Annotated in this window: 17 protein-coding genes; 9 read left to right on the top strand and 8 right to left on the bottom strand. The window is 68.0% G+C overall.

Annotated elements, in window-relative coordinates; genetic code table 11:
- Positions 1–18 precede the first annotated feature (18 nt).
- Genes NA11_RS34695 through NA11_RS34680 form a run of 4 tightly spaced genes read left to right on the top strand, consistent with a single transcriptional unit; the run spans position 19 to position 2,090 of the window.
- Positions 19–492: an RNA polymerase sigma factor gene (locus NA11_RS34695; RefSeq protein ID WP_069166314.1), complete on the top strand. Its 474-nt coding sequence runs from the start codon at positions 19–21 to the stop codon at positions 490–492.
- Positions 492–1,109, top strand: coding sequence for a methylated-DNA--[protein]-cysteine S-methyltransferase (locus NA11_RS34690; RefSeq protein WP_069166296.1), 618 nt, complete (start codon positions 492–494; stop codon positions 1,107–1,109). Before NA11_RS34695 ends, NA11_RS34690 begins: the two co-directional genes overlap by 1 nt.
- A complete protein-coding gene (locus NA11_RS34685; RefSeq protein WP_069166295.1) occupies positions 1,106–1,825 on the top strand; it encodes a 2OG-Fe(II) oxygenase in 720 nt (239 codons plus the stop codon). Before NA11_RS34690 ends, NA11_RS34685 begins: the two co-directional genes overlap by 4 nt.
- A gap of 4 nt (positions 1,826–1,829) precedes the next feature.
- Positions 1,830–2,090, top strand: a complete 261-nt coding sequence (locus tag NA11_RS34680; RefSeq protein WP_084655306.1) for an Ada metal-binding domain-containing protein — start codon at positions 1,830–1,832, stop codon at positions 2,088–2,090.
- Here NA11_RS34680 and NA11_RS34675 read toward each other — a convergent pair whose 3' ends face one another.
- The gene (locus tag NA11_RS34675; RefSeq protein WP_069166293.1) at positions 2,091–2,294 is read right to left on the bottom strand and encodes a cold-shock protein; all 204 of its coding nucleotides are present in this window, start codon (positions 2,292–2,294) and stop codon (positions 2,091–2,093) included. It abuts the gene before it with no gap.
- A 698-nt stretch (positions 2,295–2,992) separates the two neighbouring features.
- On the opposite strand from NA11_RS34675, the gene NA11_RS34670 reads away from it, so the two are divergent.
- From NA11_RS34670 to NA11_RS34655, 4 genes are all read left to right on the top strand, one after another.
- The gene (locus tag NA11_RS34670) at positions 2,993–3,916 is read left to right on the top strand and encodes an alpha/beta hydrolase (protein ID WP_245746400.1); all 924 of its coding nucleotides are present in this window, start codon (positions 2,993–2,995) and stop codon (positions 3,914–3,916) included.
- A gap of 259 nt (positions 3,917–4,175) precedes the next feature.
- The gene (locus tag NA11_RS34665; RefSeq protein ID WP_069166292.1) at positions 4,176–4,772 is read left to right on the top strand and encodes a TetR/AcrR family transcriptional regulator; all 597 of its coding nucleotides are present in this window, start codon (positions 4,176–4,178) and stop codon (positions 4,770–4,772) included.
- Between the two features lie 107 nt (positions 4,773–4,879).
- A complete protein-coding gene (locus NA11_RS34660; RefSeq protein ID WP_069166291.1) occupies positions 4,880–6,097 on the top strand; it encodes a cytochrome P450 in 1,218 nt (405 codons plus the stop codon).
- Entirely contained in the window at positions 6,090–6,317 is a 228-nt protein-coding gene (locus tag NA11_RS34655) for a ferredoxin (protein ID WP_069166290.1), read from the top strand. The genes NA11_RS34660 and NA11_RS34655 overlap by 8 nt, the downstream gene beginning before the upstream one ends.
- Positions 6,318–6,334: 17 nt before the next feature.
- Here NA11_RS34655 and NA11_RS34650 read toward each other — a convergent pair whose 3' ends face one another.
- Entirely contained in the window at positions 6,335–7,078 is a 744-nt protein-coding gene (locus NA11_RS34650) for a nucleotidyltransferase domain-containing protein (RefSeq protein WP_069166289.1), read from the bottom strand.
- A gap of 297 nt (positions 7,079–7,375) precedes the next feature.
- On the opposite strand from NA11_RS34650, the gene NA11_RS34645 reads away from it, so the two are divergent.
- Positions 7,376–8,398: an NAD(P)/FAD-dependent oxidoreductase gene (locus NA11_RS34645; RefSeq protein WP_245746399.1), complete on the top strand. Its 1,023-nt coding sequence runs from the start codon at positions 7,376–7,378 to the stop codon at positions 8,396–8,398.
- Between the two features lie 420 nt (positions 8,399–8,818).
- On the opposite strand, the gene NA11_RS34635 is transcribed toward NA11_RS34645, so the two are convergent.
- The 6 genes from NA11_RS34635 to NA11_RS34610 are packed head-to-tail and all read right to left on the bottom strand — an operon-like array spanning position 8,819 to position 16,051.
- The gene (locus tag NA11_RS34635; protein ID WP_069166287.1) at positions 8,819–10,933 is read right to left on the bottom strand and encodes an MMPL family transporter; all 2,115 of its coding nucleotides are present in this window, start codon (positions 10,931–10,933) and stop codon (positions 8,819–8,821) included.
- Entirely contained in the window at positions 10,930–12,129 is a 1,200-nt protein-coding gene (locus NA11_RS34630; RefSeq protein WP_069166286.1) for a peptide synthetase, read from the bottom strand. Before NA11_RS34630 ends, NA11_RS34635 begins: the two co-directional genes overlap by 4 nt.
- A gap of 25 nt (positions 12,130–12,154) precedes the next feature.
- Positions 12,155–13,201 carry an NAD-dependent epimerase/dehydratase family protein gene (locus NA11_RS34625; RefSeq protein WP_141718014.1) on the bottom strand — a complete coding sequence of 349 codons (1,047 nt, stop codon included), beginning with the start codon at positions 13,199–13,201 and terminating at the stop codon, positions 12,155–12,157.
- Positions 13,198–13,479 (bottom strand): hypothetical protein, encoded by a 282-nt coding sequence (locus NA11_RS34620; RefSeq protein WP_069166311.1) that lies wholly within the window; start codon positions 13,477–13,479, stop codon positions 13,198–13,200. Before NA11_RS34620 ends, NA11_RS34625 begins: the two co-directional genes overlap by 4 nt.
- Positions 13,476–15,155 carry a fatty acid CoA ligase family protein gene (locus tag NA11_RS34615; RefSeq protein ID WP_069166284.1) on the bottom strand — a complete coding sequence of 560 codons (1,680 nt, stop codon included), beginning with the start codon at positions 15,153–15,155 and terminating at the stop codon, positions 13,476–13,478. Before NA11_RS34615 ends, NA11_RS34620 begins: the two co-directional genes overlap by 4 nt.
- Positions 15,152–16,051 (bottom strand): beta-ketoacyl-[acyl-carrier-protein] synthase family protein, encoded by a 900-nt coding sequence (locus NA11_RS34610; protein ID WP_069166283.1) that lies wholly within the window; start codon positions 16,049–16,051, stop codon positions 15,152–15,154. Before NA11_RS34610 ends, NA11_RS34615 begins: the two co-directional genes overlap by 4 nt.
- Position 16,052 lies beyond the last annotated feature (1 nt).

Here is a 16,052-nt window from a genome sequence, read left to right as displayed (position 1 = left end):
CGTCTACCCAGTGTGAGATTGCCTCCGTTCGAGGAAGTGGTGGCCGAATACGGCCCGATGGTATTGCGTGTCTGCCGGGCCGTGCTCGGTCCGACGGATGCGGCCGACGCGTGGTCGGAGACGTTCCTGTCCGCGCTGCGCGCCTATCCCGACCTCGACCCCGACGCGAACATCGAGGCATGGTTGGTCACCATCGCGCACCGCCGCGCGATCGACGTCGGCCGCGCGCTCACCCGCGCCCCCGTCCCGGCCGAGACACTGCCCGACCGCCCGGCCACCGGCCGGGATCCGGCCGACTACGACCCCGACCTGTGGGCGGCGCTGCAAGCGTTGCCGCCCAAGCAACGTCAGGCCGTCGCCTACCACTACCTGGCGGGCCTGCCGCACGCCGAAATCGCCGAACTACTCGGCAATTCCACCGACGCCGCGCGTCGTGCCGCCGCCGACGGCCTCAAGACGCTGCGCAAGCTCTACCCGAAGGATGAGACATGATGGCTACCATCGATCGTGGCGATGCGAACGGGCTGTTCGAGGGCCTGGCCGCCGACAGCGCCGAGCAACTCGCCGCACTGCACCGCCGGTTGGCTGCCGACGCGCAGGCTGCCGGCCTGCTCGACATCGCTTACCGCACACTGGATACCCCCGTCGGCACGCTGCTGCTCGCGGCGACCCCGGCCGGATTGGTGCGGGTCGCGTACCCCAACGAGAACCACGACACCGTGTTGACCACGCTCGCCGAGCGGGTCAGCCCGCGGGTGCTTGCCGCGCCCGCCCGCCTCGATGCCGTGGCCAGGGAGATCGACGAGTACTTCGCCGGTGCCCGAACACGTTTCGACCTGCCGCTCGATCTGCAGCTGACCGGCGGATTCCGTCGTCAGGTCATCGAGCAGCTTTCCGATATCGGGTACGGGCGCCGTGCCAGCTATGCCGCGGTGGCCGCCGCGGTCGGCAATCCGCGTGCCGTGCGCGCGGTCGGGTCGGCGTGCGCGCACAACCCACTGCCCGTGGTGATTCCGTGCCACCGAGTGGTGCGCAGTGACGGATCGATCGGGCAGTACGTGGGCGGCATCGAAGCGAAAACCACGCTGCTGACGCTGGAGGCGGCATGAATACCCTTGCCGCAGTGACGGATCGAGTGGATGCGGAGCGCTGGCCCGATCTGATGGAGGAGATCGACGCGTACGGTTGCGCGCAAACCGGCCCGCTCCTGACACCCGACGAATGCGCCGAGTTCGCCGAAATGTGGGACGACACAGCGCGATTCCGCTCCACCATCGACATGGCGCGCTATCGGTTCGGTCAAGGCACCTATCGATACTTCGCCGAGCCGGTGCCTGAGCTGATCATGGCACTGCGTGGCGCGTTCTATCGAAAGCTGTTGCCGGTGGCCCGTTCCTGGGCCGAACGGCTCGGTGACCCGGCACCGTGGCCCGATGACTTCGCGGACTGGCTCGACGCATGCCATGCCGCCGGGCAGTCGAAGCCGACGCCGATCCTATTGCGCTACACCACGGGGGATTGGAACGCCCTGCACCGCGACCTCTACGGAGATCTGGTGTTTCCGCTCCAGGTGGTGATCGGCTTGGATCGGCCGGGCATCGACCACACGGGCGGTGAGTTCCTGCTCGTCGAACAACGCCCGCGCGCACAGTCCAAAGCCACGGTCACCGTGCTGCAGCAGGGCCACGGCTTGATCTTCACCACCCGCGATCGCCCGACACCGTCGAGCCGCGGTTGGTCACGTGCCCCGGTCCGGCACGGTGTCAGCCGGATCCGCGGCGGCATCCGGCACACCCTCGGGCTTGTGCTACACGACGCTCAATAATCACGTGTACACATTGCTCGACGCCGCTGGCCGCCCGTACCTGAGCGAGACTCCCGGTCGGTACGGCGGCCATCGGCGCGGCAAAATCTACGGCCGCCTCGACTGTCCGTCCGCGCTGCGTGCTCTCTCGCGCGGCGCCTATCGTGCGCACCGGGTCTTCTTCGTCGACGAACCCACCGCTGTCAGCGCGGGCTACCGGCCGTGCGCGGTGTGCCTGCCTGATCGGTACGCGGCCTGGAAAGCGGCGCGTACCGATCCGGCTTGATCAGATGGCGCGGACGTCCGTGGCCTGCGGACCCTTCTGGCCCTGGCCGACCTCGAACTCCACACGCTGACCCTCATCGAGGGACTTGAACCCGGACCCGCCGAGAGCCGAGTAGTGGACGAAGACGTCGGGTCCGCCGCCGTCCTGCGCGATGAAGCCGAACCCCTTCTCCGCGTTGAACCACTTGACGACGCCCTGTGTCATATTTTCTCCTCTTACTCGGTGATGATTTCAGTCCACGGAATTTGATGTAGATAAAGGACTCGGTGGACAGCATTCCATGCGCAAGGCCCACTTGGTTACCGCGGACGCGCGGTCGACTACCGAAGCATTCTCCGCGCGCTGCTCGGCTAACTTACCGCCGACAGCGCTGGCGCCGCGCTAGCCTACCTTTCCGAATCGATTTCGGATAGGGCCGAGGGCACTGGGTTGGTGCACAGCTGATGAACAGCCTTCGGCGCGCCGTCCTGCGGGAACGCGGTGCAAGGGGGCTTCGGCGTGCCGGGCTCAGCGTTTTTTCGGTTGGCAGCGGCGCGGTGGTGTGGGATTTCGAGGCGAAATTTTTGGGGCGGCGTGTCGATTTTTCGCCGATTCGGGTCGAAATTTCTGTGGAGATTTGCGGTCGACCGTGGTGGTGAAAACACCTGGACCTGCCGAAATGGGCACTTGCTGGTCCGATGACGCTGTCGTGCTTGGCTTCTCGGAAAATTGTCTGACCTGCGGGAAAAATCGCATGATTTGTCGACCGTCAGAGGTTTCGGTTCGTCTTCGGGAGGGGCGGCGGTGCCCCTGGTTTCGGGGGCAGCGGTGGTGCCCATGGGATTTGGGGCTTCGCTTCGCGTTTGCTGGCGGTGCTGCGGCGGTATAACGGAATAGTGGCGGCTGCAAAGAGTTTGGGTGTTTTGGTCAGTACCTTGGTGGTCGCTGTCGCGGCGTCCGTCCTGTTCGTCGGGCCTGCCGGCGCGGCGCCGGGCGGCGCGCACGTGGTCGAGGAAGCCTCGCTCGGCGGGTCGGTGTCGCGGATCGACGTGTACTCGCCATCGATGGACAAGGTGGTGAGCAACAGGGTGATTCGCGCCGCGGGCGGCCCCGCGCCCACCCTGTACCTGCTCACCGGCATCGGCGGCGGCGAAGACGGCATCTCGTGGTGGGACAACACCAATGTCCGCGAGTTCTTCGCCGACAAGCACGTCAACGTGGTGATGCCGGTCGGTGGCGCGTACAGCATGTACACCGACTGGCTCGCCGACGACCCGCGCGTCGGCCGCGCGAAGTGGCAGACCTACCTCACCCACGAACTGCGGCCCGTGCTCGACGCGCAACTCGGCACCACCGGACGCAGCGCCATCGCCGGAGTCTCGATGAGCGCAGCCTCCGCGATCGATCTCGCGATCCAGGCGGGCAGCATCTACAGCGCGGTCGCCGCCTACAGCGGCTGCCCGTGGAGCTCAGACCCGTTCGGTGTCGCGATGGTCAGCGCCCAGGTGAGTCGCGGCGGCGGCAACACCGCCAACATGTGGGGCGCGGCAGGCGATGCCGTCTGGCGCGCCCACGACGCCTTCGCCAATGCCGGCGCCCTCGCCGGAAAGACCGTCTACCTCTCCGCGGCCACCGGCACCTACGGCGCCATCGACCAGGGCGGTCTGGGTTTCCCGCCGGTCGAAGCGATCGCCAGCGCCTGCACCGCGGCCTTCGCAGGCCGCCTCACCGCCCTAGGCCTGCCCCCCATCCACGTCAACCGCCCCGAAGGCGCCCACACCTGGGGCCAATTCGAAACCGACCTCTACGACTCCTGGCCCCACCTGGCCGCCGCCCTCGGCGCCTGAGCTGACCCTCGGTGCCCTGACACCGAGGGCAAACAGCTGACAGCGGGACCAGGCGCGATCGATTCGACCGATTCTCGAAGTTCGATCAGGCGCAGTGCCCGAGACTCTGCTGCCGCCACTGCACCTCGAGCGGCGACGCGGGCTTCTCGAGCAGTGGCGGCAGCAGATCCTCGACCCCCACGTAGTTGGGTCAGTGATCGCGTGTCCGGTTTGTCCTGGCTTACGCTGCTGGTCCGGGGGATCGGCGACCGGAGGATTTATGGAGAGTGTGCAGGGAACGGGGAGTCGGAGGCGGGATTCGGCGGGGACGCGGGCGGCGTTGTTGGGGGCGGCGCAGGAGTTGTTCGCGGAGAAGGGGTTCGAGCGGGCTACGGTGCGGGAGATCGCGGGGCGGGCGGGGGTGAATCAGGCGCTGCTGTTCCGGTATTTCGGGAGCAAGGACGAGTTGTTCCGGGCTGCCATTGCGGATCAGGGGCGGCGGGTGCTGGAGGAAGGGCCGGTCGACGGGCTGTTCGGACGGCTGCTTGCGCGGGCGCTGGCACCGGAAGGGTCGGTGGCGCAGGGGTATTGGTTGCAGGCGGCGTTGCGGTCGAGCGGGCACGACGAGGGAGCGTCGGCGATTCGGCGCGAGTTGGGCGACGAGTATGTGCGCGCGCTGTCGTCGCTGACGGAGGGGCCGGATAGCGAGTTGTGTGCGGACCTGTTGCTCGCCTGGCTGCTCGGCATCGGGCTGATGCGCTCGGTGCACCGCCGAGAACCCTTGGCCAGCGCCGATCCGGCGGTGGTTGCCGGTCATGTGCTACGCGCCGCGCAGGTTTTGCTGGCCGGTACGGACGTGAATTTCCCACCGCCGTAATGCAATCCGAGCGTTGACGGGCCATTGTGAGCTCCCTAACATCGATGATGTAAGCACGTGCTTACATCGAATCAATGCCCCTGTCTGCGTCGGGGAAGGGAGACCGCATGACCGTGAATACCGAGGTGCGCCAATACCCTTTCGGTGCACCAGTCCGTCTGGACATGCACCCGCTCTACGCGCAACTGCGCCAGGAGGAGCCGGTTTCCCGCGTTCGACTGCCCTACGGCGGCGAAGCCTGGCTGGTCACCCGCTACCAGGATGCCAAGCTGGTGCTCGCCGACCCGAGGTTCAGCCGCGCGGCCACGGTTGACCGCGAGGACATTCCCCGCACGTCACCGGAACCCTCCCGCCGCAACTCGCTCCTCAGCATGGACGCGCCCGAGCACAGCCGACTCCGCAAGCTGGTCGCGAAGGCATTCACCACCCGCCGGGTCGAGCAATTGCGCCCGCGCGCACAGGAAATCGTGGATGAACAGCTCGCCGAGATCGAATCCGCAGGCCCAGTGGCGGATCTGGTACAGGGCCTCGCGCTGCCACTTCCGGTCACCGTGATCTGCGAATTACTCGGCGTCCCAACGCAAGACCAGCACCGGTTCCGGGATTTCTCCGACACCGTGCTGACCACCACCGCGCACACCCGTGCCGAGATCGCCGACGCGCGTACCGCTCTCGAGGCCTACCTCGCCGAGGTGGTGGCGCAGCGCAGGGCCGAACCGGCGGACGACCTGCTCGGCGCGCTGGTCGCCGCTCGCGACAACGAGGACCGGCTCAGCGAGGACGAACTGGTCAACTTGGGCATCGGCCTGCTGATCGCAGGCCACGAAACCACCGCGAACCAGATCGCCAATTTCACGTATGTGCTGCTCGCCCAACCGGATAACTGGGCGCTGCTGCGCGATCAGCCGGACCTGGTGCCCGGCGCCGTCGAGGAACTGCTGCGTTTCGTGCAACTCGGCTCGGGCGGCGGATTCGCCCGCGTCGCCACCGAGGATGTCGCATTGAGCGGCGGCATCACCGTGCGCGCCGGCGAATCGGTGGTCGTCAACACCCAGGCTGCCAACCGCGACGAGGCGGTGTTCGACCGTCCCGAGGAACTGGATCTCACCAGAGAACACAACCCGCACATGGCCTTCGGCCACGGCATCCACCACTGCCTCGGCGCCCAACTGGCCAGGCTCGAGCTGCAGGTAGCGCTCGGCACACTGCTGCGACGCTTCCCGGAATTGCGTTTGGCGGTACCGGCCGAGGACGTACCGTGGAAGACGGGCCTGCTGGTACGCGGCCCGAAAGCCCTTCCAGTGAAATGGAACTCGCATGCCTGAACAGTGGAGTATCGAAGTCGACCGGGACACCTGCCTCGGCTCAGGTGTCTGCGTCGGCATGGCCCCCGACCACTTCACCCTCGTCGACGGCCGCTCCAGCCCACGAGCCGAAACCATCGACCCTGACGACGTAGTCATCGACGCCGCCGATTCCTGCCCCATCGAGGCAATCCTGGTCCGAGTAGCCGACACGGGAAAAATCCTCGCCCCCGAGCAGTGACGACTTCGGTCGGGAGGTCAGCGGTTCAGTAGCGCTTCGGTTTCGGCTATCGCTCGGGTCAGGGCTGGGGGGTTCGGATGGAGGTCGGCGAGAATCATGTCGATGTCGCGCAGCCCGGCGCGCTCCAGCAAGCGCTTCTCGTTGGTGGTCCATTCGCCACGTTCCGCGAGGATCGCGTGCGCGGTCTGCATGGCCGCGACCGCGAGTGCGCCTGCGACCTCGGTGGCTTGGCCACGGCGGGCGTAGGCGGCCGTCGCGTATCGGAGGGTCAGCGAGGCCCGATTCCGCCAGATCGGCGGTGCCGCAAGCCGTAACGCCTCGGGATATTCGGGTTGTGGCAGTCGCCCGCGCAACACCTGGTTGACGGCGAGTTCGGCGACGACCAGATAACTCGGGATGCCTGCGAGATGGAACATCAGTGGCTCCCAATGGAATCGGCCTGCCCTGGCCTCGGCGAGCTCGTGCTCGACCACGTCGAGATCGCGGTAGTGCACGTCGACCTTCCGGCCCTCGATGGTGAGCCAGGCGCCGCCGTTGAACACCCCGCCGCCCCAGCCGCCGAGGTCGGACACCTCGCCGGGCCAGCCGATCTCCCTGAGATGCCCGGGGTCGAAATCGCCGCGGTAGTAGACGGCGAGATCCCAGTCGCTGTCCGGCGTATGGGTGCCTTGCGCCCGTGATCCGCCGAGCGTGACGGCGCGCACACCGGGTAGCACCGTGAGCTGGTCGGCGACATGCGAAAGGAAGGTTGTGTCGGTCATCGTGTAGTCCCTGCAGAAGGTGGGTAAGAAACTGCGGCCCGCATCACCGCTGAAACCCCTTCGGGGGCAGCGTCATTCGGCGGGTGCACTAGCCATCGGGTCGTCACTCCACGACACTGAGTCTATCGACCAGCAGGTATGAGCTCGACTGATTTTCCGCACAACCGAACGGTCATTCGGCTTCTTGGGCAGGGTGCGCTCGCCCTGGTCGGGTACCTCATCTCGACAACTTGCCGATTCGGCAACAAATATTGCCACCCGATCCGATGCGCGCGCATGGTGGTCGTGGAGGTGGTCATGGTGACTGAACAGCGGAAAGACGGCTACGACGTGGTGGTTATCGGTGGCGGCGCGGCCGGGTTGGGCGGGGCGCTGATGCTGGCCCGCGCGCGCCGCTCGGTGGTGGTGCTCGATGCGGGCGAGCCGCGCAACGCCCCGGCTTCGGGAGTCCACGGGCTGTTCGCTCTGGACGGAATCCCGCCGAGCGAGCTGCTGGCACGCGGCCGCGCACAACTGCGTGAGTACGGTGGCGACGTGGTGCACGGCCAGGTCGAGGGGGCGACGCGGGTGGCCGACGGTTTCGAGGTGCGGACGACGGACGGACGCGTGGTCCGTGCGCGTCGGCTGCTGGTGACCACCGGCCTCGTCGATGAGCTACCGGACATCCCCGGGCTGCGGGAGCGCTGGGGTCGTGACGTCGTGCACTGCCCGTACTGCCACGGCTGGGAGGTCAGGGACCAAGCGATCGGTGTGCTCGGCGTCGGACCGATGTCGGTACATCAAGCATTGCTGTTCCGGCAGTGGAGCTCCGATGTCACGCTCTTCACGCACGTCATGCCCTCGCTGACCGTTGCCGACGCGGAACAGCTTGCCGCCCGCGGCATTCGGGTGGTCGACGGCGAGGTGGCGTCCCTCGAGGTGGTCGATGATCGCCTCACCGGCGTGCGGCTGTCCGACGGTACCGTAGTTGCCCGCGAGGCAGTGACGGTCATGTCGTGGATGCGCGCACGCACCGACTTCCTTGCCGCACTGGGACTTCGGCCCGTTGCGCATCCGTCGGGTCTCGGCGAGCACATTCCCGTCGACGCGACCGGCCGCACCGAAGCACCAGGCATCTGGGCGGCAGGCAACGTCACCGATCTTTCCGCGCAGGTCGGCGGCGCGGCAGCGGCGGGAGCCTTCGCGGCGGCACAGATCAACGCCGATCTGGTCGCCGAGGACACCCGCCAGGCGGTGGCCGTGTGGCGCGACCCGTTCTCGGCCGAGAGCGAGTCGCTGGTCAGCGAATTGGTGGGCAACGATCGTCGCCACGGCCTCTGATCGACGAAAGCGCCTGGCGTATGCGCCGATCAGCTCTCAGGGCGCGGGATCAACTCCAGATGCTCGGCCTGCACCACCGCGGTGGTGCAGGCCCGTCGACCGGTCACGAGGGTGACCCCGCCACCGTGCGCCACCAACCATCTGCCGCATACGCAGCGCAGATACCGCACCGAACCATGCGTCGAGACGAGCATCGGCGATGGCCAGGAGCACGAGGGGCAGGGGGCAGACATGGGAGCTAAGCCTGGGGATAGATCGGATGTATTGCAATCTTCGCGGCGGCGTGGCGACGAACTGTACGAAGATTGGTTCACAAAGTGGACATTCGCGGACAACTCGGTCGATTCGGTCGGGAAGAATCGGGCGTTTCGGGCGGCAGGTGTGCCGAACCGGCCGAGCAGCGTTGCCGGATGCGGAGATTCAGGGAATCGGGGCCGGCTCTGTCACCTGCTCCACCGTGGCCGGGACGAGGCGACGTCGGCGACCCGGCGTCCACCAGTTGGCCGGGCCCATCAACTTGACCAGCGCAGGGACCAGCAGCATGCGGACCAGCGTCGCGTCGATGAGCAGCGCGATGATCATGCCGAGACCCAGAAAACGCATGGGGGTCAACGGGGAAAGCGTGAAGGCGCCGGTGACGATGATGAGCAGCGTCGCGGCAGCGGTGATCACCCGCGCGGTTTTGAGCGTGCCGGTGCGCACCGCGCTTGCGGTATCGGCGCCCGCGCTGTGCGCCTCGACCATCCGCGACAGCAGGAAAACCTCGTAGTCGGTGGACAACCCGAATACGACCGCAATGATCAGTACGAGCATGCCCGCGGCCAGCGGACCGGGGCTGACGCCGAGCACACCGGCCAGGTGACCGTCGTCGAAGATCCAGGTGAGCACGCCGAACGTGGCGGCAAGGCTGAGGAACGCCATGACAACGGCCTTGAGCGGCAACACGATCGACCGGAACGCCGCCCACAGCAGCAGCACGGTGGCGGTCACCATCGCGAGGATCATCCACGGCATGGCCCGCACGATCGAATCGACGCTGTCCGCAGTCGCCGCGGTGTCGCCGCCGATGCGAAGCTCAGTGCCGTCCGGGGGAGTCAGCGCCCGAATGTCTTTGACGGTGGCCGTCGCGCGTTCGCTGCGATCGGTGGCATCCAGGAAGGCGTGGAACACCACGAAATCGTCGGCGCGGCCGACGGGTAGCACCTGTTTCACGCCATCGACGTGGCTCAGCGCGGTGCTCGCCGCGTCGACGGTGGCCGATTGCGGCGGGCCGTCGATGCCGTGCAGGACGGCGGTGACACCGCTGCTCGCCGCGGGGAAGCGCGCCGTGAGTTCCTCGACGGTGGTGCGCATCTCGTTGCCCGCGGGCAACGCCCGATGGTCGATATCGCCGAGTGTCGCACCGGTGAGCGGTGCGGCGAGGACCAGCAGCACCGCGCCGACCACGACGGTGACGACGCCGGGCCGCCGCAGCACGGCGTCCACCACCCGCCCCCAGAAACGCTCGGTCCGATCCTTGCGGCCCGCCTTGCCGATTCGCGTGCCGAACAGGGCAAGCAAGGCGGGCAGCACCGTCAGCGAGAGGAACGCGGCCAGCGCCACCGCGGCGATCGCACCGAAACCCAACGAGCGAAGCACCGCCTGCGGAAAGACGAAAGTGCCTGCGAACGCACAGATCAGCAGCAGCGCCGAGAACGCGACGGTGCGGCCTGCGGTGGCGCAGGTGCGCGCGATCGCGGCCTCGATGGCGTGCCCACCGGCGAGCTCCTCCCGGAATCTGGTCACCAGGAAGAGCCCGTAGTCGATCGCCATGCCGAGCCCGATCAGCGAGGCGATGTTCACCGCGAACGTACTCACCTCGGTGAATTCGGTGAGCACCCGGATGACGCCCATCGCACCGAGCACCGCGAGCACCCCGACCGCCACCGGCAGCGCGGCGGCGACCAGGCCGCCGAACACCAGCACCAGGATCAGCAATGTCAGCGGCAGCGAGAGGGATTCGGCCCGGACGAGGTCGTGCTGCGACTGGGTGTTGATCTGGGTGGCCAGCGCGCTGTAGCCGGACAGTTTGGTCGGGACGCCAGGAACTTCCAGTGCCCCTTGGATATCGGGGTAAGCCGCGACCCGTCGGTTGTCGTCGCCCGCCAGGAAAACGGCGGCGATGGCCTGCCGGTTGTCGGCCGACTTCATGAACTGTTTCCGCGGCGGCGCACTGTTCCAATAGGTTTCGATCGGGCGCTGCAACAGGCTCGGATCGATGGTGGCCAGCGACTGCTGCACCCGCGGGCCGATATCGTCGAGTGTCTGCCCTTCCGGCGCGGTGTACAGCGCGACCGCGTCGGGCGTCTGCGGGCCGAAGTGCTCGCGCACCAGCCGATCGACCAGCGCCGACTCGCTGTGCGGGTCGGTGAATCCGGCGGCGCTGACCTTGTCGGCGGTGTGCGCGCCGATCAGGCCGAGCAGCAGCATCACGCCGACCACGACGGCGAGCACCGTGCGCGGCCTTGCGATGATCAGTCGGGCCATGGCAGTCATCGGGCAGGTGAATCGTGGGTCGCGAGATCGGCTTCCAGCGTGCTGGCGATCGTGTCGAGCAGGGCCTCCAGACGCGCTTCGATCCCGGCGCCGTTGCGACACGACACCGTCAGCTCGATCTTCCCGCGCACCTCGACCATGCCGAACAGCAGCGGCATCGACCCGGTGTGCTGCGGCAGCACCCGCATCGTTGTCGGCGTCCAGCCGGGGATGGCCAGCTCGTCCAGGTCGACCTTGCCCATGTGGGACACGGTGGCCGAGACCATGTTCCGGTTGAGTCTGGCGCCGAGCCAGTTGCTCACCCGCAGCACCGCGCGCACCGCGGCGGGCGGGAACTTCGACAGGCCGCCGTTGTCGAGCTGGTTGAGTTCGGTGCGGGCCTGCAATCCGGCGCGCATCTGTGCGCTGATGGTGTCCCAGCTGTCGCCAGGCGCCACATCGAGAAACAGTGGTAGCGCGAGATTTCCGGTCGAGCGCAGGGCGGGGTCGTGCCTGCGCAGGTCGACCGGGACCATGAAGCGGGAGTTGCGCCCGTTGGCGGCGGCCAGGATTGCGGAGACCCGGGCGACGAGGCCCTTTCCGGTCGCGTGAATGGTGCGGTGCCGCAACAACCACCGCACGGCCTGCGGATCCTGGCGGCCGGTTCCGGTCGGGGCGGGATAGGTCGGGAGCACCAGGGTCTGCCTGCCGGGGGAGCCGACCTGCGCCACCAGCTCGGTGTCGGCGATCGCGTCGGGCGCGCCGATCGGCGGCACACCGCGCAGTGCGCGGAGCACGTCGTCGGCCCACATCCGCATGCCCATTCCGTCCATCACGCCGTGGAAGACCCGGAACACGAGGGTGGTCTCGGCACCGGTCAGCAGCAGCACCTCGGTGGTCCGATCGGGTGTCGGTCCCATCGGACTGTTCAGCACCGCATCGTTTTCCAGCGTTGCGTAGTCCAGCGTCCAGTCCGGCACCACCCGCACGGTGGCCGCGACGCCGCTGTCCACCCAGTAGTCGCCGTCGCGCACCAGGCGCGCACCGGGATTGGCCTCGGACGCCACCTCGACCGCCCGCTGCAACGCGACCGGGTCGATGCTGCCCGTGCCGTGCACGGCCATGTGCATCAGAAAGGGCGGAGTCACCTCCCTGGTGAAGAAGTACAGGCGCTCCGTTGGCGAGATCTTCCTGCGGAAGACGGTGTCGGGGTACATGATTGCCTCCGGTACTGCAGTGTGCTCAGCGCAGGTTTCGAGTGAGTTCGACGGCCCCGCCCTGCGTGCCGAGCCAGGCGAGGAAGGAAGCCAGCCCGCTGTCCCGGTCGACGATCGGCTGGTAACCGAAATCGCGAGTGGCGGCGCTGGTGTCGTAGGTGGCGCTGCGGGTCATCAGCGCGACGGCGTAGCGCGACAGCGGCGGCGACCAGCGGGTGGCGACAGCCGGTATCCGCCAGACGGTTTCGAGCACGGCGACCACCGCGTTGATCACCTTCGGGTTCGGTTTCCTGGTCGGCGGCTGATAGCCGAGATCCGTCGCGACCGACGCGAGGAACTCCCAGACGTTGGTCTTTTCGGCATCGGCGAGGAAATAGGCCTTGCCGCCCACCGCATCCGAGGTCGCGGCCCGCACACAGGCCTCGACGACGTTGTCGACGTGGCACAGCGACGCGTACACGGTGCGCCCGAACGAGATGTCCGGCAGCTTCCCGGTGCCGGTGCGCCCGAGCAGCCGCACGATCGGCCCCGACCGGTCGCCCGCGCCCCAGATCGCCCGCGGCCGCAGCGCGCAGGTGGTGAATCCGGTGGTGTTCGCGGCCAATACGGCGCGCTCGGCCTCGGCCTTGGTCTCCGAGTACAGGTTCAGGTAGCGGCGTGGATAAGGCACCGACTCGTCGATATCGAGCTGGTCGCCACCGTCGTAGTCCATCAGTGCACTCGGGCTGGAGATGAACACGAACCGGGACGCGCCGCCGCGCCGCGCGGCATCGAGGAGCTGCTCTGTCGCGCGCACGTTCTCGTTCCAGAACTGTTCCCGTGTGCCGCGCTCGTCCACCCGTGCGGCGCTGTGGATCACGATGTCGACACCGTTGGTGGCCTGCACCAGCGACGCCTGGTCGGTGAGATCGCCGTAGACGACCTGGACCCGGTCGACATCCGTACCGAGATCCGCGAGATTGCTGGTGCGCCGCACCAGGATCGACACATCGTTGGCGCCGTCGCGCACCAGCCTGCGCACGATCGCGCCGCCGAGGAAGCCGGACGCACCGGTGACCAATACCTTGCTCATCGGACCTTCTCCTGTTCGGGTTGCGTTCGCCACCAGGTCATTCCGAAGATCTGGGTGAGCACCGCCGTCTCGACGGGGGAGCGGCCCGATCCTTCGGCGGCCCGCAGCGCGGGCCGGATCTGGGCCGCGTGCACCACGATGCTGAGGAACGCATCGATCCACCACGCGGCGCGCAGCAGCCGGTTGCCCGGCACTCGATTCGTCGCGATCGCGACCACACCGGCCGCCAGGTATATCCAGCCGAGTACGGGAATCGCCCGCAGTGCTGTCGTTCTCATCGCTTCGCCTCCGCGCCGATCCGCGGTGCCGCCCACTGCGCCAACTGCTCGCGCCCGATCTTGGCGTTGTGCCGGATGTCGACGGGGAACCCGGGATGCACCAGGAAATCGTCGATCGCACGGGTGAGCTCGAACTCGGTTCCGCGGGCCCGCAGTGCGGCTTTGACCGTCGCCGCCACCGCATCGGGTTTCAGCTCGACACAGAGCACCGGCCGTTGCGCGCCCCGCGCACCGACGCCGACCAGCGCCGTCCGCGCCACACCGGCGACGACGTTGAAGATCTGCTCGACCTGCACGGTGAACATCGGCCCTGCGGTCGTGACCACCCGCTGGCTCTTGCGTCCGCAGAACCAGATTCGGCCCGCGTCGTCGATCCAGGCGAGATCGCCGGTGCGATGCCAGATCCGGTCACCGTCGACGATCTTGCCCTGCCGGTTCGCCTCCTCCGGCCAGTAATAATGCGTGCTGACATTCGGCCCCGCGACGACGAGTTCGCCGATCCCGCGCGAGGAGTCGAGCTCGCCGGCAAGCTCCTCGACCCGCGCCCAGGTCGGCAGCGGATCGTCGGTGATGGCGACCACGCCGGCCTCGATCTGATCCGCTGGCTTACCGATGCAGGTGCCCTCGCCGCGATGCGTCCGCTCCACCAGCCCGCCGAACAGTTCCCGAGATTCGATGAGCGACATGGGCAGTGCCTCGGTGGACCCGTACCCGGCGTAGATCTGCACGTCCTCGCTGAGCACCGCACGTAGCCCGGCGATGCACCAGTCCGGCACCGGTGCGCCACCGGAGTAGATGCTGTGCAACGTCTTCAGTTCGGTCGGCTGCTGTTCGAGGTGCCGCAGCAGCGGGATCAGCAGCGCGGGTGAGCCGAACATCGTCTTGACCCCGAACCGGTCGATCGCGTCCGCGACGTGCGCGGGATCGGTCGAGCCGACCTTGCTCGGGATCAATGGCGGTAGCACACAGCGCGATCCGAGCAGCAGGTCGAGAATCCCGACCAGCGGCAACGTGATCAGCGAGGTGTCCGGCGCGACCCGGCCGCGGGCGGTGTGCACCTGCTCGACCATCGACGCGAGATTGCCGTGCGTCAGTTCCACAGCCTTGGCGGGACCGGTACTGCCGGTGGTGAATCCGATGACGAGCACATCGCCGGGATCGGCGGGCACCCGCTCGGGCGCGGTGCCGGTCGGCGTGGTGCCCCACGCCGCGAGCCGCTCGCCGCGCCAGAACCAGCGCTTGCCAACGGTCACCGTGGTCCGCACCTTGCGGAAGCTGCGCCGGAACAACACCCGCACCGCGTGCGCGGGCGGAATGCCGATGAACGCCTCCGCCTCGACCGCGCGCAGGCAGTGCACCATCTTGCGCAGGCCCATGCCCGGGTCGATGACCACGGGCACGGCGCCGATCTTCAAGAGCCCGAACAGGATCGCGTAGAGCTCAGGACTCGGCAGCACCAGCACGATGGTGCGGGTGCCCGACCCGACCCCGGCCGCGGTGAGCCGCTCGGCGATCGTCTCGGACCAGTCGTCGAGCTCGCGATAGCTGATGTGTCGATAGGACGGCAGGTCCGCGCCGGTCTTCCCGTCGGGGAAGATGACCGCTTCCCGATCCGGTTCCGTGCGCGCGAACGCACGGAACCGGTCGATGGCCGCCCAGTAGGTCGGCGAGGTCACCCAGCGGCCCCGGGCAGCCGGTACAGCACCGCCGCCGCCGACGGCCCCGCGCCTGCCGCGACGAACAGCACATCGGTGAACCCGGCCAGGGTGCCCGCGGCGACGGCCCGGTCGTAGGCCTGCGGGAGCGAGGCGGTGTGCGGGTCGCCGTCCACCAGATCCGGTGTGCGGACTGCGTCCTGGTCGATGCCGATGGCGTCGGCGAGCTGCTTGGGGAACTGCGCGCTCGGCGTCGAGGCGATGAGCGCGATCCCGGTCAGGTCGCTGTGCGCGGGCAGAGCGGCCCGCGCGGCCTCGGTCGCCACGCTCAGCAACCGGTCTTCGAAGTCGGGCTCGCGCTCGACCGTCATCAGGCCGCGCCCGACGCTCCCCATGGTCGCGGTGTCGACATACGCCTCGACCGCAGGAGTGCCTTCGCCGTTCACCGTGTGCACCTTGCCGAAGCCCTCCGGCCCGTCGGTGTGCGCCAGCAGCAGCGCAGCTCCCGAAGTGGCGTAAGGGAAGTCGTCGGTGGCGGCCGACCGCGTCATCGAGGGGTGACCGTCGCCCGCGACGACGAGCACGTGCCCGGCACTGCCGGTGGTCAGGATGGACGCGGCGACCTGGACCGCGTTGAGCACGCCGGTCGCGCCGTTCATCAGGTCGAACGAGAAGGTGCGCGGATCGTCCTTGGCGTATTCCAGGCCGATGCCCGCCGCCTTCTGGATCAGCGCGGAGACCGCGGGTTCCACGGTGTTGGAGTCGCGGAAGACGCCCGCGTTGATGAACACGCCGATCTGGTCGGGGTGGACCCCGGCCCGCTCCAGGCTCTGCTTCGCGGCGCGGCCGCTGTTCTCGACACTGCTGAACGTGTCGGTGGCACGGCTGATTCCGGTGGACTTGATGTACACGCCCATG

This window comes from Nocardia altamirensis NBRC 108246 (genome assembly GCF_001612685.1).
In the GTDB taxonomy this organism is placed as follows: domain Bacteria; phylum Actinomycetota; class Actinomycetes; order Mycobacteriales; family Mycobacteriaceae; genus Nocardia; species Nocardia altamirensis.
Note: the sequence above shows the minus strand (reverse complement) of the source record. Positions and strands in the feature narration are given on the sequence as shown.